The following is a 22,953-nucleotide window of genomic DNA, read 5'->3' on the forward strand; positions in this document are numbered from 1 at the left end:
ACTCCAGGGTAAAATGAACATCAAATAGAGAATTGTAGCTGACCTGGGACCTCGTGCCCCGGGTCGGTATTTTTTTGCTTCTGACTCTGGCATGGCGTATGCCAGGGTGGGCTTAGCAGCCGGGGTGAGGACAACCACCCCCTACAGGAATGTTCAAGAGGTATAACAAATGCAAGCTATCCCGATGACCTTACGCGGTGCTGAAAAACTGCGCGAAGAACTGGATTTTCTCAAATCTGTGCGTCGCCCTGAAATTATTGCCGCGATCGCGGAAGCGCGTGAACACGGTGACCTGAAAGAGAACGCGGAGTATCACGCGGCTCGTGAACAGCAGGGATTCTGCGAAGGTCGCATTAAAGATATTGAAGCCAAACTGTCTAACGCGCAGGTTATTGACGTCACTAAAATGCCAAATAACGGCCGCGTTGTGTTCGGTGCGACGGTTACCGTTCTGAATCTTGATAACGATGAAGAGCAGACCTGGCGCATTGTGGGCGATGATGAGGCCGATTTTAAACAAAACCTGATTTCGGTGAACTCACCTATTGCTCGTGGCCTGATTGGTAAAGAGCAGGATGATGTGGTGGTTATCAAAACGCCGGGCGGTGAAGTTGAGTATGAAGTGACGAAGGTCGAATACCTGTAAGAATTTCCCAATACACACATCCTGGTTCACGTTGCATACGCGTTGGCTGTGCTCGAATTATTTAGTGTATCTGTAAGATGTTGATGTATTGTAAAGAAAGGAAAAAGGCCGCATAGCGGCCTTTTATCAACGAAGAGAGCGTGGCATTTTGCTCTCCTGCTAGCGGAAATTCCCGCGTTTTACACAAACTTCGTGTTCAACTTTGGGATATTCTTAGCGTGGCAGCGAGATTTTACGTTCTTTAGTCGGGCGATACAGTACCAGCGTTTTGCCGATGACCTGTACATTACAGGCGCCGGTTTCGCGTACGATAGCTTCCACGATCAAGGTTTTAGTATCGCGATCTTCCGAGGCGATTTTCACCTTGATAAGCTCATGGTGCTCTAACGCTTGTTCAATCTCGGCCAGTACCCCTTCGGTCAAACCATTATTGCCAAGCATAACTACAGGCTTGAGCGGATGTGCCAGACCTTTCAGGTGCTGTTTTTGTTTAGTACTCAGATTCATCGTATATTTTTGCTTACGTTGGGATTGAAAACGGGTCATTCTACCGCCATCTCCCATATATCGCCAAATAGCTGTGTAGATATTTACACCATTGGTTACGATGAACTGCCCGATGGGAAAGTGAAATGACAGGTAAAAAGCGTTCTGCCAGCTCGAGTCGCTGGCTTCAGGAACACTTTAGCGATAAATATGTTCAACAGGCACAGAAAAAGGGGTTACGTTCCCGCGCCTGGTTTAAACTTGATGAAATACAGCAAAGTGACAAAATTTTTAAACCGGGGATGACGATTGTTGACCTCGGCGCTGCACCCGGTGGCTGGTCGCAATATGCGGTTACGCAGATCGGAAACAGCGGCCGCATTATCGCTTGCGATCTTTTACCTATGGATCCAATCGTTGGTGTGGACTTCCTTCAGGGCGACTTTCGTGATGAATTAGTCCTGAAAGCGTTACTTGAGCGTGTAGGTGACAGTAAAGTACAAGTTGTCATGTCTGATATGGCGCCAAATATGTGTGGAACACCGGCGGTGGATATTCCCCGGGCCATGTATCTGGTTGAACTGGCACTTGGAATGGCTCGTGATGTATTAGCACCAGGTGGTAGTTTTGTAGTGAAGGTGTTCCAGGGCGAAGGCTTCGATGAGTATCTAAGAGACATTCGCTCCCTGTTTACGAAGGTCAAAGTTCGTAAGCCGGACTCTTCTCGCGCCCGTTCGCGTGAAGTGTACATTGTAGCGACCGGGCGTAAACCATAACCGGTAGATTTCAAACGAAAGTTTGAAAGACACTGGATATAGAGTATCCTGACGCTGTTTTTAACACAGTTGTAATATGAGGTTAATCCCTTGAGTGACATGGCGAAAAACCTAATACTCTGGCTGGTCATTGCCGTTGTGCTGATGTCAGTATTCCAGAGCTTTGGGCCCAGCGAGTCTAATGGCCGTAAGGTTGATTACTCTACCTTCCTGCAAGAGGTCAATCAGGACCAGGTTCGTGAAGCGCGTATCAACGGACGTGAGATTAACGTTACCAAGAAAGATAGTAACCGTTACACGACCTACATTCCGGTTAACGATCCGAAGCTGCTTGATAACCTGCTGACCAAAAACGTCAAGGTTGTTGGCGAGCCGCCTGAAGAGCCGAGCCTGCTGGCTTCTATCTTCATTTCCTGGTTCCCAATGCTGCTGCTGATTGGTGTCTGGATCTTCTTTATGCGTCAAATGCAGGGCGGTGGTGGCAAAGGTGCCATGTCGTTCGGTAAGAGCAAAGCGCGCATGTTGACCGAAGATCAGATCAAAACCACTTTTGCTGATGTCGCGGGTTGTGACGAAGCGAAAGAAGAGGTCGCTGAACTGGTTGAATACCTGCGCGAACCGAGCCGTTTCCAGAAACTGGGCGGTAAGATCCCGAAAGGCGTCCTGATGGTTGGTCCTCCGGGTACAGGTAAAACCCTGCTGGCAAAAGCTATCGCAGGTGAAGCGAAGGTTCCATTCTTCACAATTTCCGGTTCTGATTTCGTGGAAATGTTCGTCGGTGTGGGCGCATCTCGTGTGCGTGACATGTTCGAACAAGCCAAGAAAGCGGCACCGTGCATCATCTTCATCGATGAAATCGACGCCGTAGGTCGCCAGCGTGGCGCTGGTCTGGGTGGCGGTCACGATGAACGTGAACAGACGCTGAACCAGATGCTGGTTGAGATGGACGGCTTCGAAGGTAACGAAGGTATTATCGTTATCGCGGCAACTAACCGCCCTGACGTTCTTGACCCTGCGCTGCTGCGTCCAGGCCGTTTTGACCGTCAGGTTGTTGTTGGTCTGCCGGACGTTCGCGGTCGTGAACAGATTCTGAAAGTGCATATGCGTCGCGTACCGCTGTCTCCGGATATCGATGCGGCAATCATTGCTCGTGGTACGCCTGGTTTCTCAGGTGCGGACCTGGCGAACCTGGTGAACGAAGCGGCACTGTTTGCAGCGCGTGGCAACAAGCGTGTTGTATCGATGGTTGAGTTCGAGAAAGCGAAAGACAAAATCATGATGGGTGCGGAACGTCGCTCCATGGTGATGACGGAAGCGCAGAAAGAATCCACCGCGTACCACGAAGCTGGCCACGCGATTATCGGTCGCCTGGTACCGGAGCACGATCCGGTGCACAAAGTGACGATTATTCCGCGCGGTCGTGCGCTGGGTGTCACCTTCTTCCTGCCTGAAGGCGACGCAATTAGCGCCAGTCGTCAGAAACTGGAAAGTCAGATCTCCACGCTGTACGGCGGTCGTCTGGCAGAAGAGATCATCTACGGTGCTGAACATGTTTCTACCGGTGCGTCCAACGACATTAAAGTCGCGACGAACCTGGCGCGTAACATGGTCACTCAGTGGGGCTTCTCAGACAAACTGGGGCCGTTGCTGTACGCGGAAGAAGAAGGCGAAGTGTTCCTCGGTCGTTCTGTGGCGAAAGCTAAACATATGTCCGATGAAACCGCGCGTATTATCGATCAGGAAGTGAAATTGCTGATTGAACGCAACTATGACCGTGCTCGCCGTCTGTTGAACGACAACCTGGACATTCTGCACTCGATGAAAGATGCGCTCATGAAATATGAGACCATCGATGCACCGCAGATTGATGATCTGATGGCTCGCCGCGATGTACGTCCGCCAGCGGGTTGGGAAGAGTCTGGTTCATCTAACAACTCTGGCAACAATGGCACCCCGAGTGCTCCGCGTCCGGCTGAAGAGCCACGTACGCCGAACCCGGGCAACATGTCAGAGCAGTTAGGCGACAAATAAGTTATCGTAATCTGATGACCATGTTTTAATTGAAAACCCTGGGGCTTGCTCCGGGGTTTTTTTATTTATCAACTTATACCCAAGGAATTCCGAGTTGCATCAAAGCGGCGACGCAGGGAATCCCCAGTCACGTGACTGGGGCCAGCGCTTGCGCTGGCCCCGAAGGGGTGAGGCCCAAGGCCGAATAAAGCTAACGCAGATGCAGCTTGAAAGACGATAGGTATATACCAGGGATAACACTATGAAACTCTTTGCTCAGGGATCTTCGCTGGATCTCAGCCATCCCCACGTCATGGGGATTTTAAACGTCACACCAGACTCTTTTTCTGATGGTGGAGCGCACAACTCCCTGGTTGAGGCGGTAAAACACGCAAATCTGATGATTAACGCAGGGGCGACTATCATTGATGTGGGTGGTGAGTCTACGCGACCGGGCGCGGCCGATGTGAGCGTGGAGGAAGAACTGCAGCGTGTAATCCCGGTTGTTGAGGCAATTGCGCAACGTTTTGAAGTGTGGATTTCGGTAGATACCTCAAAACCAGAGGTTATTCGTGAGTGCGCCAGAGTAGGGGCGCATATCATTAACGATATACGTTCGCTCTCGGAGCCGGGCGCGCTGGAAGCTGCGGCAGAAACTGGATTGCCGGTTTGCCTGATGCACATGCAGGGACAGCCGAAAACTATGCAGGAAGCGCCGAAGTATGAGGATGTATTTGCTGAGGTAAATCGTTACTTTGTTGAGCAAATAGCACGTTGTGAACGGGCCGGAATCACAAAAGATAAATTGCTACTCGACCCAGGATTCGGATTCGGTAAAAATCTTACTCACAACTACACATTGCTGGCACGTCTGGCGGAATTTCATCATTTTAATCTGCCGCTGCTGGTAGGGATGTCACGAAAATCAATGGTTGGCCAATTGCTCAATGTGGGTCCATCTGAGCGTTTGAGCGGCAGCCTTGCATGCGCGGTCATTGCCGCAATGCAAGGGGCGCAGATTATTCGTGTCCATGACGTCAAAGAAACCGTAGAAGCGATGCGTGTGGTGGAAGCCACATTGTCTGCAAAGGAAAACAAACGCTATGAGTAATCGTAAATATTTTGGCACCGATGGGATTCGTGGTCGTGTAGGCGACGCTCCAATCACCCCTGACTTTGTGCTCAAGCTGGGTTGGGCGGCAGGAAAAGTGCTGGCACGTCATGGTTCACGTAAAATCATTATCGGTAAAGATACACGTATTTCCGGCTATATGCTGGAATCTGCGCTGGAAGCGGGCCTGGCTGCCGCGGGGTTGTCAGCTTCTTTCACAGGCCCCATGCCAACACCTGCCGTCGCTTATCTGACGCGTGCTTTCCGTGCTGAAGCCGGGATTGTTATCTCCGCTTCGCACAACCCATTTTATGACAACGGGATTAAATTCTTCTCCATCGACGGAACCAAACTGCCGGATGCAGTTGAAGAAGCCATTGAAGCGGAGATGGAAAAAGCAATCACCTGCGTGGATTCGGCTGAGCTGGGTAAAGCCAGTCGTATTGTCGATGCTGCCGGGCGCTATATTGAGTTCTGCAAAGGCACATTCCCGAATGAACTGAGCCTGAACGAGCTTAAAATTGTGGTGGACTGCGCTAACGGTGCAACGTACCACATTGCGCCAAATGTACTGCGCGAGCTGGGTGCTAACGTCATTGCGATTGGCTGTGAGCCAAACGGTGTAAACATCAATGAAGAAGTCGGCGCGACCGATGTTCGTGCGCTGCAGGCGCGCGTCATCGCGGAAAAAGCCGATTTGGGGATTGCGCTGGACGGTGACGGCGACCGCGTCATTATGGTTGATCACGAAGGTAATAAAGTCGACGGCGACCAGATCATGTACATCATCGCTCGTGAAGCGCTGCGCCAGGGGCAACTGCGCGGTGGCGCGGTGGGTACTTTGATGAGCAACATGGGACTGGAGCTGGCGCTGAAACAACTGGGCATTCCGTTTGCCCGTGCGAAAGTAGGCGACCGTTATGTGCTGGAAAAAATGCAGGAAAAAGGCTGGCGTATTGGTGCGGAAAACTCAGGTCATGTGATCCTGCTGGATAAAACGACCACGGGCGACGGTATTGTGGCGGGTCTGCAGGTATTGGCAGCGATGGTGCGTAACCATATGAGTTTGCACGATCTGTGCAGCGGCATGAAAATGTTCCCGCAACTGCTGGTTAACGTACGTTACACCGCAGGCAGTGGCGATCCGCTGGAACATGAAAGCGTGAAAGCGGTGATGGCAGAGGTTGAAGCGGCACTGGGTAACCGTGGACGCGTACTGCTGCGTAAGTCGGGCACTGAGCCATTAATCCGTGTGATGGTTGAAGGTGAAGACGAAGCACAGGTTACGGAGTTTGCGCACCGCATTGCGGATGCAGTGAAAGCCGTTTAACCCTATCCATAAGTGCAAAAGCCGGAGTCTGAGAGACTCCGGCTTTTTTTTACTGTACTGCAAGCGGTTGTTTACGTCGGCGCTGCCAGAAGTAGCCACTGATCATCAATAGGACGAGGACGGCCAGCCACGGGAGAACCGCCAACAAGTGCCCGGATCGGGCGAATGTCAGTGCAATCATCAGCAACCATCCTCCCAGCATCGGAATTGCGGTGCGTTTAACGATATCCACCGGTGATACACCTGCGATCCCGGCGATGGCGATAATCACGCCGGCAATAGGCGACAACGTCCGTCCAATGCCCGCTGAAATCTGAATCGGCAGCATCATAACCGCCACGTCGCTGCCAATATGGCGGCTGATATCCGGCACCATCGGGGCGAAGGAGAAAAATGCTGCATTCCCGGAGCCCATCAACGCTGAAATCGCAAAGGTGATTAGCGTCATCAGCAAGATTATGGACGCTGCGCTGAGGCCAAATTCTCCTGAGAGTGACAGCAGCGCATCAACCGCGCCAATCGCTTTCAGACCGGCGGAGAAAACTTCACCGGCGATAATCAGCGTGACTACCGTGGCAAACACACTGCCCATACTGTCGAAAACTTTTTGTACGCCAGCCATCACTTCGCGAGCTTTACGATGGCGGCAATATTCGCATATCAGAGTAATGGCCAGGCTTATCAGTACGGCGGTATCCAGCGTAATTTTGAGTGAGCTGAACAGCAAATCACTGCACGCCAACATTAAAACCAGCGGTAACATTGGCAGGAACAGCCAGGCAACCGGCGCTTCGGCTTCTTCGGTTGAGGTTAATGTCTGCATTTGCTGCGCGGCATTGTCACCACTCTCCCGGCGATCGAAAAAGCGTTGTACAACGATATGAAGCAGAGCGATGAAAAGAATAACCGGAACGACAATCGGTAACTGATCCTGAACAAAATAGTTAACTACCTCGATACCTGCCGTTTTGGCGGCGAGAACCGAGTTCCCGGAGCCCGGGCCAAATTCAACGGCACAGGTACTGGCGATAACCGCAGCGACGGCGGCGCGGCTGCAGCCAAGACGGGTCAGCAGGGGGTAAAGTGTTGCCATCAAAAGCAGACCCAGTCCGGTGGCGCTACTGATAAACAGCGACAGAAATTGGCCCAGCAGCAGGGCCAGCCCGAGCAGTAGATAAGGGGAGTTCAGACGTTGCAAGGGGCGGGATGTGACGCGCACCAGCACCTGACTTGCGCCAATAGCCGACATATAGGTGGCAAAGCCACCTATCAGCATGATTTGTAGTCCAAGACCGCCAAGACGCACGCTCAGGGTATCGCGAATAAACTCAAAGGCGTCAAAGGGACCAAATCCGGTGCTTTTTTTTACCAGGCTACTGAGAGTAGCCATCCCGCTAAAATGCGCGATAAGCAGGAGTACGATCCCGGTTAAGAGCAACACCGACTGAGGGTGATACTTTTTCAGGATCAGACGCCCGGCAAAAATAATGGCGACCAGCGCCAGTAATAATGACATTCTCAACTCCTCACTCAAAGTTGCCGGTGACCAGACACTCACCATCACGCAGCAACGGTTTTCCGGCGGCAAACAAGTGGGCCAGGGAGAGGTCGTCATTGAGCACGCAAATATCAGCACGTTCTCCTGCGCAAAGTACGCCGCCAGAAATACCCAGTGAGCGTGCAACGTTCGCCGTCAACATCGCGATCGCCTGAGGCACTGGAATACCGACATCAATCAGGCGAGGCAACAGGTTGAGGTTGCCGGCTACCGGCGCGGCGCTTAATCCTTCTACGATGCCTTGCGCATTAAAGCGCGGCACGCTGCCATTACCATCAGAACTAATGGTGATGCGATCTGCAGGAACCTGTGATTCCAGCGCGTGGAGAATCGCTTGTTCCTGGGGCATAAATCGGCTGCCGCCAGATGTTACGTCGATATGGCCACCGCGATGTGCGAAAGCGATAGCCTGTTCGAACAATGCCTCTGTCCTCGCAACATGCGTCGGCGAAATGTGGTGAATCGGAATACCGGCATCACACAGTTCCATCAGCTGTGACATCCCTTCCGGTAGATTGCCCAGGTGTACGTGCAGCAGCCCTTTTTTTCCGGCCAGAAGTGAGGATACGCGGATGTCACTGATTATTCTTAATAACTCCTGGAAAGAGGGGTAGGAGCCACGGTGATCGGCGAGTGCGATTTTGACACCCAGGATTGCCGGGATAAATGCCATATCATCGCGAATAGATTGTGTAATTGTCGGGCTGGGTACCGCGTAGGCTCCGGTATGCATATACGCACGCAGGCCCTCCAGGTTGAGAGACTGCATTTTGGCGTACAGATCTTTCGGGGAGCGGGATATCGCATCAGTGCCCAGCACGCCGACGACCGTCGTAATACCAGCCTGAATCAGATCGCGCAGTTTGACGGCTGGCGTCCGGCTGGCAAAGCCGGCTTCACCGCCGCCGCCGGTAAGATGGACATGCTGATCGATAATTCCGGGAATTACCCACTTACCGCGGCAATCGATGACTTCTTTGACGCCATCAAAGAGTGCAATATCTTTTTCAACAGCCACAATGCGATCGGCATGTATGAGCAGGGAGCAGAGGCCTAAATCCTCTGGGGAAAATACGCGGGCATTGGTCAGTAAAGTAAACATATCGGTCCTGTCAAACGTCGAGGGTGAGAGTCGGCAGGTGAAACGGAATATTGTTGTTATGATGTCCACATTAAAGCCATTACTATAACTGTGACTATTGCCGATTTGTTATCGGTGGATACGGTTATGGCATGATGGGGAATGAGACGTGGATTCGAAGTGGTTAGAAGATTTTCTGGCGTTGAGTCAGTATGGGAATTACTCTCAGGCAGCGATACAGCGGCATATCACCCAGCCCGCGTTAAGCCGACGTATAAAGGCGCTGGAAGAGATGTTGGGGGTCCCGTTGTTTGACCGCACCACGACGCCCGTTACGCTAACCTGTTATGGCGAACGTTTTGAACCTTATGCCCGGCAAGTCCTCAGCACACTCACGGAGGCGCGCCATGACCTGTGTGCGATGATGCCAGCGACGGACAATACGTTGGTGATGGTGAGTCTGCATACGCTGTCAGTCAATATCCTGCCTGATATGATCAACTATCTGCGCCAGAGTGAACCGCAATTAAACTTCACGGTAAATGCCAGCATTCAGGGGATTGATAATCACTTTAATGCCCTGATAAACCGGCAAATTGATATGCTGGTGACGTACGATTTACCCTCTTCACAACCGGGGCTGGAGATTGCCGGAGGGCTGAAGCGTTCTTTATGGCGATATGAGCGTTTTATCCCGGTGATTTCTGCGCAACTCGCAGACAGACTGGATGATCCGCATACCCCGATCCCCTGGTTATGCTACAGCGACTACACCTTTGTCAGACGTATTATTGATCCGGCAGAACAACGAGTGCGCCCACGGTTGAAAAAAGTATTTGAGACTGGGCTAAGCGAAACAATACGAGAAATGGTACTGCGCCATATGGGAATGGCATGGTTACCCGAATCAATGGTGGCTGAGGAGTTGGTAAATCAGGAAATCATTCACTGTTGGCCAGAAAATTCGGATCTGATTTGTGAAATCCCTATTGTTGTTTGGGCAAACCTTGACGATCAGCGGTCAGTAATGCAGCGATGCTGGGATAAGTTGCTGCGTTTTTGATTGATGTGGCGATTTTTTCCGCACTTGATACAATGCTAACAAATTGCCCTTGCGAAGGTTATTCGCTTTGGTTAGTATTCACACCCGCTTCAGTGGGAAACAGTTGAAATTCCCGCTTTATTGGTCGAAGCATTGGTACGCGGCAACTCCGCAAGGAACAGGTTGATTATGCACGAAGCTCTTTTGGTAGTTTTCCTTATTGTAGCAATTGGCCTTGTTGGCTTGATCATGCTGCAGCAAGGTAAAGGCGCTGATATGGGAGCCTCTTTTGGCGCAGGCGCTTCTGGTACACTGTTTGGTTCAAGTGGTTCTGGTAACTTCATGACCCGTATGACAGCTGTGTTAGGGACTCTGTTCTTCATTATCAGTCTGGTGCTGGGTAACATGAACAGCAATAAGACCAATAAAGGAAGTGAGTGGGAAAATCTGAGTGCACCGGCGAAAACCGAGCAAACTCAGCCAGCTGCTCCGGCTCAGCCGACCAGCGATATCCCACATTAATAGTTGTATCTGTGCTGAGGTGGTGGAATTGGTAGACACGCTACCTTGAGGTGGTAGTGCCCTAACGGGCTTGTGGGTTCGAGTCCCATCCTCAGTACCAATATTCCAAAGAAAAGACGCTGCAAAGCGTCTTTTTTTTCGTCTGTTATTTATGGTTGTCTGTAGGTCGGATAAGGCGTTTACGCCGCCATCCGACATTATTACAACGCCAGATTGAGCTACGTTTATCAGGCCTACAGAGCATCCCTATATTCTGCGCATAAAAAAGGCCGCTTTCGCGGCCTTAAAATGATGAATGTTTACTTCGCCTTGTTTTCCAAATTCTCAACCTGCGGCAGGCCGGTCGCTGAAGAGGCGGTCAACAGACCGGCTTTCGCGTAGCCGAACAGCTTCTCGCGGGTATCTGTGATATCCAGATTACGCATGGTCAACTGGCCGATACGATCGTCAGGTGAGAATACTGACTCGCCTTTCTCCATGGTCAGACGCTCAGCCTTATAGGTCAGGTTGTCGGACACGGTATTGAGAATGGAGTAGTCGTTGCCGCGGCGCAGCTCCAGCGTCACTTCACCGGTAATCTGGCTGGCGACCCAACGTTGCAGACCATCACGCAGCATCAGTGCCTGCGAATCGAACCAGCGGCCCTGGTACAGCAGTTTGCCCAGCTGACGGCCATGAGAATGATATTGCTCAATGGTGTCTTCATTATGAATACCGGTCAGTAGACGTTCGTAAGCGATGTGCAGAAGTGCCATCCCCGGAGCTTCATAGATACCGCGGCTTTTTGCTTCAATGATACGGTTTTCAATCTGGTCACTCATACCCAGACCATGACGACCGCCGATACGGTTGGCTTCCAGCATCATTTCAACATCGTCACTGAAGGTCTTACCGTTCAGCGCAACCGGATGGCCTTGTTCAAAGCGTACGGTCACTTCTTCAGCCGGGATCTTCACGCTCTCATCCCAGAACTTAACGCCCATAATCGGGTTAACGATTTTGACGCTGGAGTTCAGGAATTCCAGATCTTTTGCTTCGTGAGTCGCGCCGAGCATATTGGAGTCAGTGGAATACGCCTTTTCGACAGACATCTTGTAGTCGAAGCCGCAGGCGATCATAAATTCGGACATCTCATGGCGACCACCGAGTTCGTCGATAAAATCGGTATCCAGCCAGGGTTTGTAAATCTGCAATTCGGCGTTGGTTAGCAGGCCATAACGATAGAAACGTTCAATATCGTTACCTTTATAGGTACTACCGTCACCCCAAATGTTTACGCCATCTTCTTTCATGGCGGCAACCAACATAGTGCCTGTCACTGCGCGGCCCAGTGGGGTGGTATTGAAATAGGTCAGTCCGCCGGTGGTGTTGTGGAACGCACCACACTGAATAGCGGCGATCCCTTCGGCAACCAACTGCTTGCGGCAATCAACCAGGCGAGCATTCTCAGCACCATATTCCATTGCACGGCGAGGAATAGCGTCATAGTCATCCTCATCCGGCTGGCCCAAATTCGCAGTATATGCATATGGGACAGCCCCTTTTTGTCGCATCCACAGCAGTGCTGCACTGGTGTCCAGGCCGCCGGAAAAAGCGATACCAATACGTTGACCTACCGGGAGATGCTTGAGAATCGTCGTCATAAAATAAAACCCTGCTTGATAGACTGGTGAAGAGGTCGGTTTTTTATGTTTATTGCATTTTTATGCAAAATAAATGAGTTTTCATTTAATCATCTTTTAAGGATGACAGGAAGAGTTTAGTGATAATTTCGTTAAATAACGCTGTAGATGGCTGATTTATCTTTCCTGTCTTCCGTCGTATTTGTGCTGGTTAGCATTCATTCATTTGCATAGTAGTAACAAGGTTGACATAACGTATAGAGGATCAATATACTGTGCGCAGATTTTACGTCCCGTCCTCGGTACCAAATCCCAGCAGTATTTGCATTTTTTACCCAAAACGAGTAAAATTTGCCACGTTTCAGGCGCGGGGTGGAGCAGCCTGGTAGCTCGTCGGGCTCATAACCCGAAGGTCGTCGGTTCAAATCCGGCCCCCGCAACCACTTTCCCTTAGAGTTCTTTTTCAAATATACTGTGAAGACTTAGGCCTTCGTAGCTGGATTTGAAAAAAATTCTTTCGGAAGGTTCTCCGAACCGCAGGTGCGGTTATAGGGTTCAGTTATCTAAAGCCCCGATTTATCGGGGTTTTTTGTTATCTGACTACAGAATAACTGGGCTTTAGGCCCTTTTTTTATGTCTTGGGGGTGGGCTTGTCCACATTAGAGCAAAAATTAACAGAGATGATTACAGCGCCAGTTGAAGCCTTGGGGTACGAGCTGGTCGGCATCGAATTTATTCGCGGTCGCACATCCACACTGCGCATCTATATTGATAGTGAAGATGGCATCAATGTTGATGATTGTGCTGATGTGAGCCATCAGGTAAGCGCGGTGATGGATGTCGAAGACCCAATCACTGTTGCCTACAACCTGGAAGTCTCCTCTCCGGGTCTCGACCGTCCTCTGTTCACGGCTGAACACTACGTGCGTTTCCTGGGTGAAGAAGTCACGCTGGTTCTTCGTATGGCGGTACAAAACCGTCGTAAATGGCAGGGCGTTATCAAAGCGGTGGACGGTGAGATGATCACGGTCACAGTCGAAGGTAAAGATGAAGTGTTCGCGCTGAGTAATATCCAGAAGGCGAACCTGGTTCCCCACTTTTAACAGTCTGGATTGAGGTGAAAAGCCCGCGATGAACAAAGAAATTTTGGCTGTTGTTGAAGCCGTATCCAACGAGAAAGCGCTGCCACGCGAGAAAATTTTTGAAGCGCTGGAAAGTGCGCTGGCTACAGCAACAAAGAAAAAATATGAACAAGAGATCGATGTCCGCGTAGAGATCGATCGTAAAAGCGGTGATTTCGATACCTTCCGTCGTTGGGTTATCGTAGAAGAAGTCACTCAGCCAACTAAAGAAATTACGCTGGAAGCAGCGCGCTTTGAAGACGAAAGTCTGAACGTTGGTGAATACGTTGAAGATCAGATCGAATCTGTCACCTTTGACCGTATCACTACTCAGACCGCGAAACAGGTTATCGTACAGAAAGTACGTGAAGCTGAACGTGCGATGGTTGTCGATCAATTCCGTGAACACGAAGGCGAAATCGTCACTGGCGTGGTGAAGAAAGTCAACCGTGACAACATTTCCCTGGATCTGGGCAGCAATGCTGAAGCTGTGATCCTGCGTGAAGACATGCTGCCGCGTGAAAACTTCCGTCCTGGCGACCGTATTCGTGGTGTTCTGTACTCTGTGCGCCCGGAAGCGCGTGGTGCGCAGCTGTTTGTGACGCGTTCCAAGCCGGAAATGCTGATCGAACTGTTCCGCATTGAAGTGCCAGAAATTGGCGAAGAAGTGATTGAAATTAAAGCGGCGGCTCGCGATCCGGGTTCTCGTGCGAAAATCGCCGTTAAGACCAACGACAAGCGTATCGATCCGGTCGGTGCCTGTGTTGGTATGCGCGGTGCGCGTGTTCAGGCAGTTTCTACCGAACTGGGCGGCGAGCGTATTGATATTGTCCTGTGGGATGATAACCCGGCGCAGTTCGTGATCAACGCAATGGCGCCAGCAGACGTCGCTTCTATCGTGGTGGATGAAGACAAACACACCATGGATATTGCGGTTGAAGCCGGTAACCTGGCTCAGGCGATTGGACGTAATGGTCAGAACGTCCGCCTGGCTTCACAACTGAGCGGTTGGGAACTCAACGTCATGACCGTTGATGATCTGCAGGCTAAGCATCAGGCTGAAGCACATGCGGCCATCGATACCTTCACCAAATATCTCGATATCGATGAAGATTTCGCGACAGTTCTGGTGGAAGAAGGTTTTGCGACGCTGGAAGAACTGGCCTACGTGCCAATGAAAGAACTGCTGGAAATTGACGGCCTTGATGAACAGACCGTTGAAGCGCTGCGCGAGCGTGCTAAAAACGCACTGACCACTCTGGCACTGGCCCAGGAAGAAAGCCTCGGTGATAACAAACCGGCTGACGATCTGCTGAATCTGGAAGGATTGGATCGTGATATGGCCTTCAAACTGGCTGCCCGTGGTGTTTGTACGCTGGAAGATCTCGCTGAACAGGGCATTGATGATCTGGCTGATATCGAAGGGTTGACCGACGAGAAAGCCGGTGAGCTGATTATGGCTGCCCGTAATATTTGCTGGTTCGGCGACGAAGCGTAATAAACTGTAGCAGGAAGGAACAGTATGACAGATGTAACCGTAAAAACGCTGGCTGCAGAGATACAGACTTCCGTGGAGCGCCTGGTACAGCAATTTGCTGATGCAGGTATCCCTAAGTCTGCTGATGACTCTGTGTCCGCACAAGAGAAACAAACCTTGCTGGCGCACCTGAACCGTGAAAATGGCTCAGCGCCGGATAAGTTGACATTGCAGCGTAAAACGCGCAGTACTCTCAATATTCCAGGTACCGGTGGAAAAAGTAAATCGGTACAAATCGAAGTCCGCAAGACACGCACCTTTGTGAAACGCGATCCGCAAGAGGCTGAACGCCTTGCCGCGGAAGAGCAGGCGCAGCGTGAAGCGGAAGAGCAAGCCCGTCGTGAGGCAGAAGAAGCTGCCAAACGCGAGGCGCAACAAAAAGCCGAACGTGAGGCCGCAGAACAAGCTAAACGTGAAGCCGCTGATAAAGCGAAACGTGAAGCTGCGGAAAAAGACAAAGTGAGCAATCAACAGACCGACGATATGACAAAAACCGCCCAGGCCGAAAAAGCCCGCCGTGAAAACGAAGCCGCAGAACTGAAGCGTAAAGCGGAAGAAGAAGCACGTCGCAAGCTTGAAGAAGAAGCGCGCCGTGTGGCTGAAGAAGCCCGTCGTATGGCAGAAGAAAACGAGAAGAATGGTGTGAATAACGCTGAACCTGTTGAAGATACCAGCGATTATCACGTCACCACCTCTCAACACGCTCGCCAGGCAGAAGACGAAAACGATCGTGAAGTTGAAGGCGGTCGTGGTCGTACTCGCAGTGCGAAAGCTGCGCGTCCGGCGAAGAAAGGCAATAAACACGCCGAATCTAAAGCTGACCGTGAAGAAGCGCGTGCAGCGGTTCGTGGCGGCAAAGGCGGTAAACAGCGTAAAGGTTCCGCGCTGCAGCAGGGCTTCCAGAAGCCGGCTCAGGCCGTTAACCGTGACGTTGTGATCGGCGAAACCATCACCGTTGGCGATCTGGCGAACAAGATGGCAGTTAAAGGTTCTCAGGTCATCAAAGCGATGATGAAACTGGGTGCCATGGCGACCATCAACCAGGTTATCGACCAGGAAACTGCACAGCTGGTTGCCGAAGAGATGGGCCACAAAGTTATCCTGCGTCGTGAAAACGAACTGGAAGAAGCGGTAATGAGCGACCGTGACACTGGTGCGGCGGCTGAACCGCGTGCACCGGTAGTGACCATCATGGGTCACGTTGACCACGGTAAAACGTCTTTGCTGGATTACATTCGTTCTACGAAAGTGGCCTCAGGCGAAGCAGGCGGCATTACTCAGCACATCGGTGCGTATCACGTTGAAACAGGTAACGGTATGATCACCTTCCTGGATACCCCGGGGCACGCCGCATTTACCTCTATGCGTGCTCGTGGTGCTCAGGCAACGGATATCGTTGTTCTGGTTGTTGCTGCAGACGACGGCGTGATGCCGCAGACCATCGAAGCTATCCAGCACGCGAAAGCGGCAGGTGTGCCAGTAGTGGTTGCAGTGAACAAGATCGATAAACCAGAAGCAGACCCAGATCGCGTTAAAAATGAACTGTCCCAGTATGGCATCATGCCGGAAGAGTGGGGCGGCGAGAGCCAGTTCGTTCACGTTTCTGCAAAAGCCGGTACCGGTATCGACGAGCTGCTGGATGCTATCCTGCTGCAGGCCGAGGTTCTGGAGCTGAAAGCCGTACGTAAAGGTATGGCGAGCGGTGCGGTTATCGAATCCTTCCTGGATAAAGGACGTGGTCCGGTTGCTACTGTCCTGGTTCGCGAGGGTACCCTGAACAAAGGCGATATCGTACTGTGTGGCTTCGAATACGGTCGCGTTCGTGCGATGCGTAACGAACTGGGCCAGGAAGTGCTGGAAGCAGGTCCGTCCATTCCGGTGGAAATCCTGGGTCTGTCCGGTGTTCCGGCTGCAGGTGATGAAGTGACCGTCGTTCGTGACGAGAAGAAAGCACGTGAAGTTGCGCTGTATCGTCAGGGCAAATTCCGTGAAGTTAAACTGGCCCGTCAGCAGAAATCTAAACTCGAGAACATGTTCGCTAACATGACCGAAGGCGAAGTTCACGAAGTGAACATCGTACTGAAGGCTGACGTTCAGGGTTCTGTAGAAGCGATCTCCGACTCTTTACTGAAACTGTCTACCGACGAAGTCAAAGTGAAGATCATCGGTTCTGGCGTGGGTGGTATCACCGAAACCGACGCGACGCTGGCTGCGGCATCCAACGCGATTCTGGTTGGCTTCAACGTCCGTGCTGATGCTTCTGCACGTAAAGTGATCGAATCTGAAAGCCTGGATCTGCGTTACTACTCCGTCATCTACCATCTGATCGACGAAGTGAAAGCGGCGATGAGCGGCATGCTGTCTCCGGAACTGAAACAGCAGATCATCGGTCTGGCTGAAGTTCGTGATGTGTTCAAATCACCGAAATTCGGTGCCATCGCAGGCTGTATGGTTACCGAAGGTACGATTAAGCGTCACAACCCAATCCGCGTTCTGCGCGACAACGTGGTTATCTATGAAGGTGAGCTGGAATCCCTGCGCCGCTTCAAAGATGACGTCAACGAAGTCCGTAACGGCATGGAATGTGGTATCGGCGTTAAGAACTACAACGACGTTCGCGTTGGCGATATGATCGAAGTGTTCGAGATCATCGAGATCAAACGTACAATTGCTTAAGGTTGTTCGGGTGTAGGCCGGATAAGGCGTTTACGCCGACATCCGGCAATGTAATGCCTGATGGCGCTACGCTTATCAGGCCTACAGCCTAATCACCGAATTATTTTCAAAAGGGGCTGAATGCCCCTTTTTTGTCTGGAGAATTTATTATGGCGAAAGAATTTGGTCGCCCGCAGCGTGTAGCGCAAGAGATGCAGAAAGAGATCGCGCTCATCCTGCAACGCGAAATCAAAGACCCGCGTGTTGGTATGATGACCACCGTATCGGGCGTTGAGATGTCCCGTGACCTGGCCTATGCCAAAGTGTTCGTGACGTTCCTGAACGACCAGGACGAAGCGGCCGTTAAAAATGGTATTAAGGCACTGCAGGAAGCTTCTGGCTTCATCCGCTCTCTTCTGGGGAAAGCGATGCGCCTGCGTATCGTGCCTGAGCTGACCTTCTTCTACGACAACTCACTGGTCGAAGGGATGCGCATGTCCAACCTGGTGACCAGCGTGGTGAAGCATGACGATGAACGTCGTGTGAACCCAGCGGACGACAGCAAGGAGGACTGATGAGTCGTCCTCGTCGTCGTGGTCGCGACATTCATGGTGTTTTGCTGCTGGACAAACCTCAGGGCATGTCCAGCAATGACGTACTGCAAAAAGTAAAGCGCATCTACAATGCCAACCGTGCCGGTCATACTGGCGCGTTGGATCCGCTGGCGACAGGCATGCTGCCTATCTGCCTCGGTGAAGCGACTAAGTTTTCACAGTACCTGCTGGACTCTGACAAACGTTATCGTGTGATTGCCCGCCTGGGTCAGCGTACGGATACCTCTGATGCTGATGGCCAAATCGTGCAGGAACGTCCGGTGACTTTTACTGAGGAACAGCTTGCGAGTGCGCTGGAGACTTTCCGCGGGGATATCGAGCAAATTCCATCGATGTACTCGGCGCTGAAATATCAGGGCAAGAAGCTGTACGAATATGCTCGTCAAGGCATCGAGGTGCCGCGTGAAGCGCGCCCAATTACCGTTTATGAACTGCTGTTTATTCGCCACGAAGGGAATGAACTGGAGCTGGAAGTTCACTGCTCCAAAGGCACCTATATTCGTACTATTATTGACGATCTGGGTGAGAAGCTGGGATGCGGTGCACACGTAACGTATCTGCGCCGTCTGACGGTCAGCAAATACCCGGTTGACCGTATGGTCACGCTGGAACATTTGCGTGAGCTGGTAGAACAAGCTGAACAACAGAACATTCCGTCAGCGCAGTTGCTTGATCCATTGCTGATGCCAATGGACAGTCCGGCATCGGATTATCCAGTGGTTAATCTGCCTTTAACATCGTCGGTTTACTTTAAAAATGGTAATCCGGTTCGTACGACAGGCACTCCACTGGAAGGGCTGGTGCGTGTGACAGAAGGCGATGACGGTAAATTTATCGGCATGGGGGAAATGGATGACGAAGGTCGGGTTGCCCCCCGTCGACTGGTGGTTGAATATCCTGCATAGCGCTCTCTGTCTTGCGATAAGAAGGCGCTGCGAGTAGAATACTGCCGCTTAACGTCGCGTTAATTATTTAACAGTTCGCGCGGCGTGTACACAATATCCTTCGAGCTGCATCAAGGCGGCAAGTCTGGGAATCCTCAGGGGCTTACTCAAGTAGGTGACTGAAGTGAGCGGACGCAGCCAACGCAGAGTCAGTTTGAAAGATAAAGTGTATACACTGGGATTGCTGAATTAGAGATCGGCATCCTTTCATTCTTAATACTTTGGAGTTTTAAAATGTCTCTAAGTACTGAAGCTACAGCTAAAATCGTTTCTGAGTTCGGTCGTGATGCAAACGACACCGGTTCTACCGATGTTCAGGTTGCTCTGTTGACTGCACAGATTAACCACCTGCAGGGCCACTTTGCAGAGCACAAAAAAGATCACCACAGCCGTCGTGGTCTGCTGCGCATGGTTTCTCAGCGTCGTAAACTGCTCGACTACCTGAAACGTAAAGATGTTGCACGCTACACCGCGCTGATCGAGCGTCTGGGTCTGCGTCGCTAATTCTTTCGAGTTTCAGAAAGAGGGGGCCTTCATGGCCCCTTTTTTCCAGCAGATGGCAGCAATTCGCTGGAAACTAATGTATTGTTGCTATGAATGATCTTCCGTTGCAGAGGTTCGCGCGGCTAATGAGAGGCTTTACCCAATACGCATGGGTTAGGGTTGTCATTAGTCGCGAGGATGCGCAGAAGATCGGGTATTAACGATGGCACATAAATGTGCCGTCAAAAAAATAGAGAAAGGATATTATTTTGCTTAATCCGATCGTTCGTAAATTCCAGTACGGTCAGCATACCGTTACGCTGGAAACCGGCATGATGGCGCGTCAGGCGACTGCCGCTGTTATGGTTAGCATGGATGACACTGCGGTATTCGTTACCGTTGTTGGCCAGAAAAAAGCGAAACCAGGCCAGGACTTTTTCCCGCTGACCGTTAACTATCAGGAGCGTACCTACGCTGCTGGTCGTATCCCAGGTAGCTTCTTCCGCCGTGAAGGCCGTCCAAGCGAAGGCGAAACCCTGATCGCGCGTCTGATTGACCGCCCGGTTCGTCCGCTGTTCCCGGAAGGCTTCGTTAACGAAGTTCAGGTTATCGCAACCGTCGTTTCCGTTAACCCACAGGTTAACCCGGATATCGTGGCGATGATTGGTGCATCCGCTGCGCTGTCTCTGTCTGGTATTCCGTTCAACGGCCCGATCGGTGCTGCGCGTGTTGGTTATATCAATGACCAGTATGTACTGAACCCGACTCAGGACGAGCTGAAAGAAAGTAAACTGGATCTGGTTGTTGCCGGTACCGAAGCTGCCGTACTGATGGTTGAATCTGAAGCTGAACTGCTGAGTGAAGACCAGATGCTGGGTGCTGTGGTGTTCGGTCACGAACAGCAGCAGGTTGTTATCCAGGCCATCAACGAGCTGGCTAAAGAAGCGGGCAAACCACGTTGGGACTGGCAGCCAGAAGCGGTTAACGAAGCGCTGAACGCGCGCGTTGCTGCACTGGCAGAAGCGCGCCTGAGCGATGCTTACCGTATCACTGACAAACAAGAGCGTTATGCTCAGGTTGACGTGATCAAATCTGAAACCATCGCGCAGCTTACTGCAGAAGATGAAACCCTGGACGCTAACGAGCTGGGTGAAATCCTGCACGCTATCGAGAAAAACGTTGTTCGTAGCCGCGTACTGGCCGGCGAGCCGCGTATCGATGGCCGCGAAAAAGACATGATCCGTGGTCTGGACGTGCGTACTGGCGTGCTGCCGCGTACTCACGGTTCCGCACTGTTCACCCGTGGTGAAACTCAGGCGCTGGTTACCGCAACGCTGGGTACTACCCGTGATGCGCAGAACCTCGACGAACTGATGGGCGAGCGTACCGACAACTTCCTGTTCCACTACAACTTCCCTCCGTACTGTGTAGGCGAAACCGGTATGGTCGGTTCTCCGAAGCGTCGTGAGATTGGTCACGGTCGCCTGGCGAAACGTGGCGTACTGGCAGTGATGCCGGAACTGGATAAATTCCCGTACACCGTTCGTGTCGTTTCTGAAATTACTGAATCTAACGGTTCTTCTTCCATGGCTTCCGTATGTGGTGCTTCCCTGGCGCTGATGGACGCAGGCGTGCCGATCAAAGCAGCCGTTGCGGGTATCGCGATGGGTCTGGTGAAGGAAGGCGACAACTTTGTTGTTCTGTCTGACATCCTGGGCGACGAAGACCACCTCGGCGATATGGACTTCAAAGTGGCGGGTTCCCGCGACGGTATCTCTGCACTGCAGATGGATATCAAAATTGAAGGTATCACCAAAGAGATCATGCAGGTCGCTTTGAACCAGGCTAAAGGTGCACGTCTGCACATCCTGGGTGTGATGGAACAGGCGATCAACGCGCCGCGCGGCGATATCTCTGAATTTGCTCCGCGTATCCATACCATTAAGATCAGCCCGGACAAGATCAAAGACGTTATCGGTAAAGGCGGTTCTGTTATCCGTGCCCTGACCGAAGAAACCGGCACCACCATTGAAATCGAAGATGATGGTACTGTGAAGATTGCTGCGACTGACGGCGAGAAAGCGAAATACGCTATTCGTCGCATCGAAGAAATCACCGCTGAAATCGAAGTAGGTCGTATCTACAACGGTAAAGTGACCCGTATCGTTGACTTTGGCGCATTCGTTGCCATCGGTGGCGGTAAAGAAGGTCTGGTGCACATCTCTCAGATCGCTGACAAGCGCGTTGAGAAAGTGACTGATTACCTGCAGATGGGCCAGGAAGTACCGGTCAAAGTTCTGGAAGTTGATCGCCAGGGCCGTGTACGTCTGAGCATTAAAGAAGCAACTGAGCAGTCTCAGCCTGCAGGCGAACCGGAAGCTCCGGCAAGCCAGGGCGAGTAAGGTTGCCATTGCCCTCCGTGAGAGCGGGGGGCCTTTAACCCGGCAGGATGCCTTGTTAGCAACCGGGGAACCTGGACGTTCATTCAATCGTTGTCTTCGGGAGTGGGAAATGAAGCCTTTTTTGCGCTGGTGTTTCGTTGCGACAGCACTCACGCTGGCTGGATGCAGTAATTCCGCCTGGCGTAAGAGTGAAGTCCTCGCAGTACCACTGCAACCGACTTTGCAGCAGGAAGTGATTCTGGCACGTATGGAACAAATTCTTGCCAGTCGGGCTTTAACCGATGACGAACGCGCACAGCTTTTATATGAGCGCGGAGTGTTGTATGATAGTCTCGGTCTGAGGGCACTGGCGCGAAATGATTTTTCACAAGCGCTGGCTATCCGACCAGATATGCCTGAAGTATTCAATTACTTAGGTATATATTTAACGCAGGCAGGCAATTTTGATGCTGCCTATGAAGCGTTTGATTCTGTACTTGAGCTTGATCCAACTTACAACTACGCGCACTTGAATCGCGGTATCGCATTGTATTACGGCGGTCGTGACAAGTTAGCGCAAGATGATCTGCTGGCGTTTTATCAAGACGATCCCAATGATCCTTTCCGCAGTCTGTGGCTTTATCTCGCCGAGCAGAAGCTCGATGAGAAGCAGGCTAAAGAAGCGTTAAAGCAACGTTTCGAAAAATCGGATAAAGAGCAATGGGGATGGAACATTGTCGAGTTCTACCTGGGCAACATTAGCGAAGCAACGCTGATGGAACGCCTGAAGGCGGACGCAACGGATAACACCTCGCTCGCTGAGCATCTCAGTGAAACCAACTTCTATTTAGGTAAGTACTACCTAAGTCTGGGGGATTTGGACAACGCTACGGCATTGTTCAAACTGGCGGTGGCTAACAACGTTCATAACTTTGTTGAGCACCGATACGCATTGTTGGAATTATCGCTCCTGGGCCAGGACCAAGATGACCTGGCAGAATCGGACCAGCAATAGCTGACGTACACATCAGCCC

Annotated in this window: 19 protein-coding genes and 2 tRNA genes; 17 read left to right on the forward strand and 4 right to left on the reverse strand. The window is 51.6% G+C overall.

All coding sequences use genetic code 11. From position 1 onward, the window contains the following. The first annotated feature begins 169 nt into the window (after positions 1 to 169). A complete protein-coding gene (greA, locus tag NNO02_RS01695) occupies positions 170 to 646 on the forward strand; it encodes a transcription elongation factor GreA (protein ID WP_003025019.1) in 477 nt (158 codons plus the stop codon). Between the two features lie 213 nt (positions 647 to 859). On the opposite strand, the gene yhbY is transcribed toward greA, so the two are convergent. Next, a complete protein-coding gene (gene yhbY / locus NNO02_RS01700; protein ID WP_003025016.1) occupies positions 860 to 1,153 on the reverse strand; it encodes a ribosome assembly RNA-binding protein YhbY in 294 nt (97 codons plus the stop codon). A gap of 125 nt (positions 1,154 to 1,278) precedes the next feature. On the opposite strand from yhbY, the gene rlmE reads away from it, so the two are divergent. From rlmE to glmM, 4 genes are all read left to right on the forward strand, one after another. Then, positions 1,279 to 1,908 carry a 23S rRNA (uridine(2552)-2'-O)-methyltransferase RlmE gene (gene rlmE / locus NNO02_RS01705; RefSeq protein ID WP_137382431.1) on the forward strand — a complete coding sequence of 210 codons (630 nt, stop codon included), beginning with the start codon at positions 1,279 to 1,281 and terminating at the stop codon, positions 1,906 to 1,908. Positions 1,909 to 2,007: 99 nt separating this feature from the next. Beyond that, on the forward strand, positions 2,008 to 3,939 hold the full coding sequence (ftsH, locus tag NNO02_RS01710) for an ATP-dependent zinc metalloprotease FtsH (RefSeq protein ID WP_271449027.1): 1,932 nt from the start codon (positions 2,008 to 2,010) through the stop codon (positions 3,937 to 3,939). A gap of 241 nt (positions 3,940 to 4,180) precedes the next feature. After that, on the forward strand, positions 4,181 to 5,029 hold the full coding sequence (gene folP / locus NNO02_RS01715) for a dihydropteroate synthase (RefSeq protein WP_048213410.1): 849 nt from the start codon (positions 4,181 to 4,183) through the stop codon (positions 5,027 to 5,029). Further along, on the forward strand, positions 5,022 to 6,359 hold the full coding sequence (glmM, locus tag NNO02_RS01720) for a phosphoglucosamine mutase (protein WP_101741911.1): 1,338 nt from the start codon (positions 5,022 to 5,024) through the stop codon (positions 6,357 to 6,359). Before folP ends, glmM begins: the two co-directional genes overlap by 8 nt. 49 nt (positions 6,360 to 6,408) lie before the next feature. Here glmM and dcuC read toward each other — a convergent pair whose 3' ends face one another. Together dcuC and iadA are read right to left on the reverse strand one after the other, a co-directional pair. Next, positions 6,409 to 7,875 carry a C4-dicarboxylate transporter DcuC gene (dcuC, locus tag NNO02_RS01725; protein ID WP_271454099.1) on the reverse strand — a complete coding sequence of 489 codons (1,467 nt, stop codon included), beginning with the start codon at positions 7,873 to 7,875 and terminating at the stop codon, positions 6,409 to 6,411. A 10-nt stretch (positions 7,876 to 7,885) separates the two neighbouring features. After that, positions 7,886 to 9,019, reverse strand: coding sequence for a beta-aspartyl-peptidase (gene iadA / locus NNO02_RS01730; protein WP_271454100.1), 1,134 nt, complete (start codon positions 9,017 to 9,019; stop codon positions 7,886 to 7,888). 148 nt (positions 9,020 to 9,167) lie between these two features. Here iadA and NNO02_RS01735 point away from each other — a divergent pair, with 148 nt between their 5' ends. The 3 genes from NNO02_RS01735 (at position 9,168) to NNO02_RS01745 (ending at position 10,662) form a co-directional block, all read left to right on the forward strand. Continuing rightward, complete coding sequence (locus NNO02_RS01735; RefSeq protein ID WP_271454101.1) at positions 9,168 to 10,061, forward strand: LysR family transcriptional regulator; 894 nt, start codon at positions 9,168 to 9,170, stop codon at positions 10,059 to 10,061. 168 nt (positions 10,062 to 10,229) lie between these two features. Beyond that, entirely contained in the window at positions 10,230 to 10,562 is a 333-nt protein-coding gene (gene secG, locus NNO02_RS01740; protein WP_006687886.1) for a preprotein translocase subunit SecG, read from the forward strand. A 13-nt stretch (positions 10,563 to 10,575) separates the two neighbouring features. Next, positions 10,576 to 10,662: transfer RNA gene (locus NNO02_RS01745), tRNA-Leu, on the forward strand. Between the two features lie 199 nt (positions 10,663 to 10,861). Here the strand turns inward: NNO02_RS01745 and argG are convergent. Then, positions 10,862 to 12,205 carry an argininosuccinate synthase gene (gene argG, locus NNO02_RS01750; RefSeq protein WP_267438712.1) on the reverse strand — a complete coding sequence of 448 codons (1,344 nt, stop codon included), beginning with the start codon at positions 12,203 to 12,205 and terminating at the stop codon, positions 10,862 to 10,864. Between the two features lie 345 nt (positions 12,206 to 12,550). On the opposite strand from argG, the gene NNO02_RS01755 reads away from it, so the two are divergent. From NNO02_RS01755 to nlpI, 9 genes are all read left to right on the forward strand, one after another. Next, positions 12,551 to 12,627 (forward strand) — tRNA-Met (locus NNO02_RS01755). Positions 12,628 to 12,834: 207 nt separating this feature from the next. Continuing rightward, the gene (gene rimP, locus NNO02_RS01760) at positions 12,835 to 13,287 is read left to right on the forward strand and encodes a ribosome maturation factor RimP (RefSeq protein WP_003024996.1); all 453 of its coding nucleotides are present in this window, start codon (positions 12,835 to 12,837) and stop codon (positions 13,285 to 13,287) included. Between the two features lie 28 nt (positions 13,288 to 13,315). Beyond that, positions 13,316 to 14,803 (forward strand): transcription termination factor NusA, encoded by a 1,488-nt coding sequence (nusA, locus tag NNO02_RS01765; protein WP_260861734.1) that lies wholly within the window; start codon positions 13,316 to 13,318, stop codon positions 14,801 to 14,803. 24 nt (positions 14,804 to 14,827) lie between these two features. After that, complete coding sequence (infB, locus tag NNO02_RS01770; protein WP_271440740.1) at positions 14,828 to 17,518, forward strand: translation initiation factor IF-2; 2,691 nt, start codon at positions 14,828 to 14,830, stop codon at positions 17,516 to 17,518. Between the two features lie 149 nt (positions 17,519 to 17,667). Continuing rightward, positions 17,668 to 18,072: a 30S ribosome-binding factor RbfA gene (rbfA, locus tag NNO02_RS01775; protein ID WP_003024988.1), complete on the forward strand. Its 405-nt coding sequence runs from the start codon at positions 17,668 to 17,670 to the stop codon at positions 18,070 to 18,072. Continuing rightward, on the forward strand, positions 18,072 to 19,016 hold the full coding sequence (gene truB / locus NNO02_RS01780; protein ID WP_271454102.1) for a tRNA pseudouridine(55) synthase TruB: 945 nt from the start codon (positions 18,072 to 18,074) through the stop codon (positions 19,014 to 19,016). Before rbfA ends, truB begins: the two co-directional genes overlap by 1 nt. 273 nt (positions 19,017 to 19,289) lie before the next feature. Further along, positions 19,290 to 19,559 carry a 30S ribosomal protein S15 gene (gene rpsO / locus NNO02_RS01785; protein WP_000059465.1) on the forward strand — a complete coding sequence of 90 codons (270 nt, stop codon included), beginning with the start codon at positions 19,290 to 19,292 and terminating at the stop codon, positions 19,557 to 19,559. A gap of 248 nt (positions 19,560 to 19,807) precedes the next feature. Beyond that, positions 19,808 to 21,940: a polyribonucleotide nucleotidyltransferase gene (gene pnp, locus NNO02_RS01790; protein ID WP_271440738.1), complete on the forward strand. Its 2,133-nt coding sequence runs from the start codon at positions 19,808 to 19,810 to the stop codon at positions 21,938 to 21,940. Positions 21,941 to 22,049: 109 nt separating this feature from the next. Then, the gene (nlpI, locus tag NNO02_RS01795; RefSeq protein ID WP_003024982.1) at positions 22,050 to 22,934 is read left to right on the forward strand and encodes a lipoprotein NlpI; all 885 of its coding nucleotides are present in this window, start codon (positions 22,050 to 22,052) and stop codon (positions 22,932 to 22,934) included. Positions 22,935 to 22,953: the final 19 nt, after the last annotated feature.

Source organism: Citrobacter sp. Awk 2 (assembly GCF_028069815.1).
Classification (GTDB): domain Bacteria; phylum Pseudomonadota; class Gammaproteobacteria; order Enterobacterales; family Enterobacteriaceae; genus Citrobacter.

Coding starts and splice junctions, on each gene's coding strand:
- nlpI (WP_003024982.1), top strand. CDS start 22,050: ATGAAGCCTTTTTTGCGCTGGTGTTTCGTTGCGACAGCACTCACGCTG.
- dcuC (WP_271454099.1), bottom strand. CDS start 7,875: ATGTCATTATTACTGGCGCTGGTCGCCATTATTTTTGCCGGGCGTCTG.
- greA (WP_003025019.1), top strand. CDS start 170: ATGCAAGCTATCCCGATGACCTTACGCGGTGCTGAAAAACTGCGCGAA.
- nusA (WP_260861734.1), top strand. CDS start 13,316: ATGAACAAAGAAATTTTGGCTGTTGTTGAAGCCGTATCCAACGAGAAA.
- truB (WP_271454102.1), top strand. CDS start 18,072: ATGAGTCGTCCTCGTCGTCGTGGTCGCGACATTCATGGTGTTTTGCTG.
- rlmE (WP_137382431.1), top strand. CDS start 1,279: ATGACAGGTAAAAAGCGTTCTGCCAGCTCGAGTCGCTGGCTTCAGGAA.
- yhbY (WP_003025016.1), bottom strand. CDS start 1,153: ATGAATCTGAGTACTAAACAAAAACAGCACCTGAAAGGTCTGGCACAT.
- secG (WP_006687886.1), top strand. CDS start 10,230: ATGCACGAAGCTCTTTTGGTAGTTTTCCTTATTGTAGCAATTGGCCTT.
- rbfA (WP_003024988.1), top strand. CDS start 17,668: ATGGCGAAAGAATTTGGTCGCCCGCAGCGTGTAGCGCAAGAGATGCAG.
- iadA (WP_271454100.1), bottom strand. CDS start 9,019: ATGTTTACTTTACTGACCAATGCCCGCGTATTTTCCCCAGAGGATTTA.
- infB (WP_271440740.1), top strand. CDS start 14,828: ATGACAGATGTAACCGTAAAAACGCTGGCTGCAGAGATACAGACTTCC.
- ftsH (WP_271449027.1), top strand. CDS start 2,008: ATGGCGAAAAACCTAATACTCTGGCTGGTCATTGCCGTTGTGCTGATG.
- rpsO (WP_000059465.1), top strand. CDS start 19,290: ATGTCTCTAAGTACTGAAGCTACAGCTAAAATCGTTTCTGAGTTCGGT.
- glmM (WP_101741911.1), top strand. CDS start 5,022: ATGAGTAATCGTAAATATTTTGGCACCGATGGGATTCGTGGTCGTGTA.
- argG (WP_267438712.1), bottom strand. CDS start 12,205: ATGACGACGATTCTCAAGCATCTCCCGGTAGGTCAACGTATTGGTATC.
- folP (WP_048213410.1), top strand. CDS start 4,181: ATGAAACTCTTTGCTCAGGGATCTTCGCTGGATCTCAGCCATCCCCAC.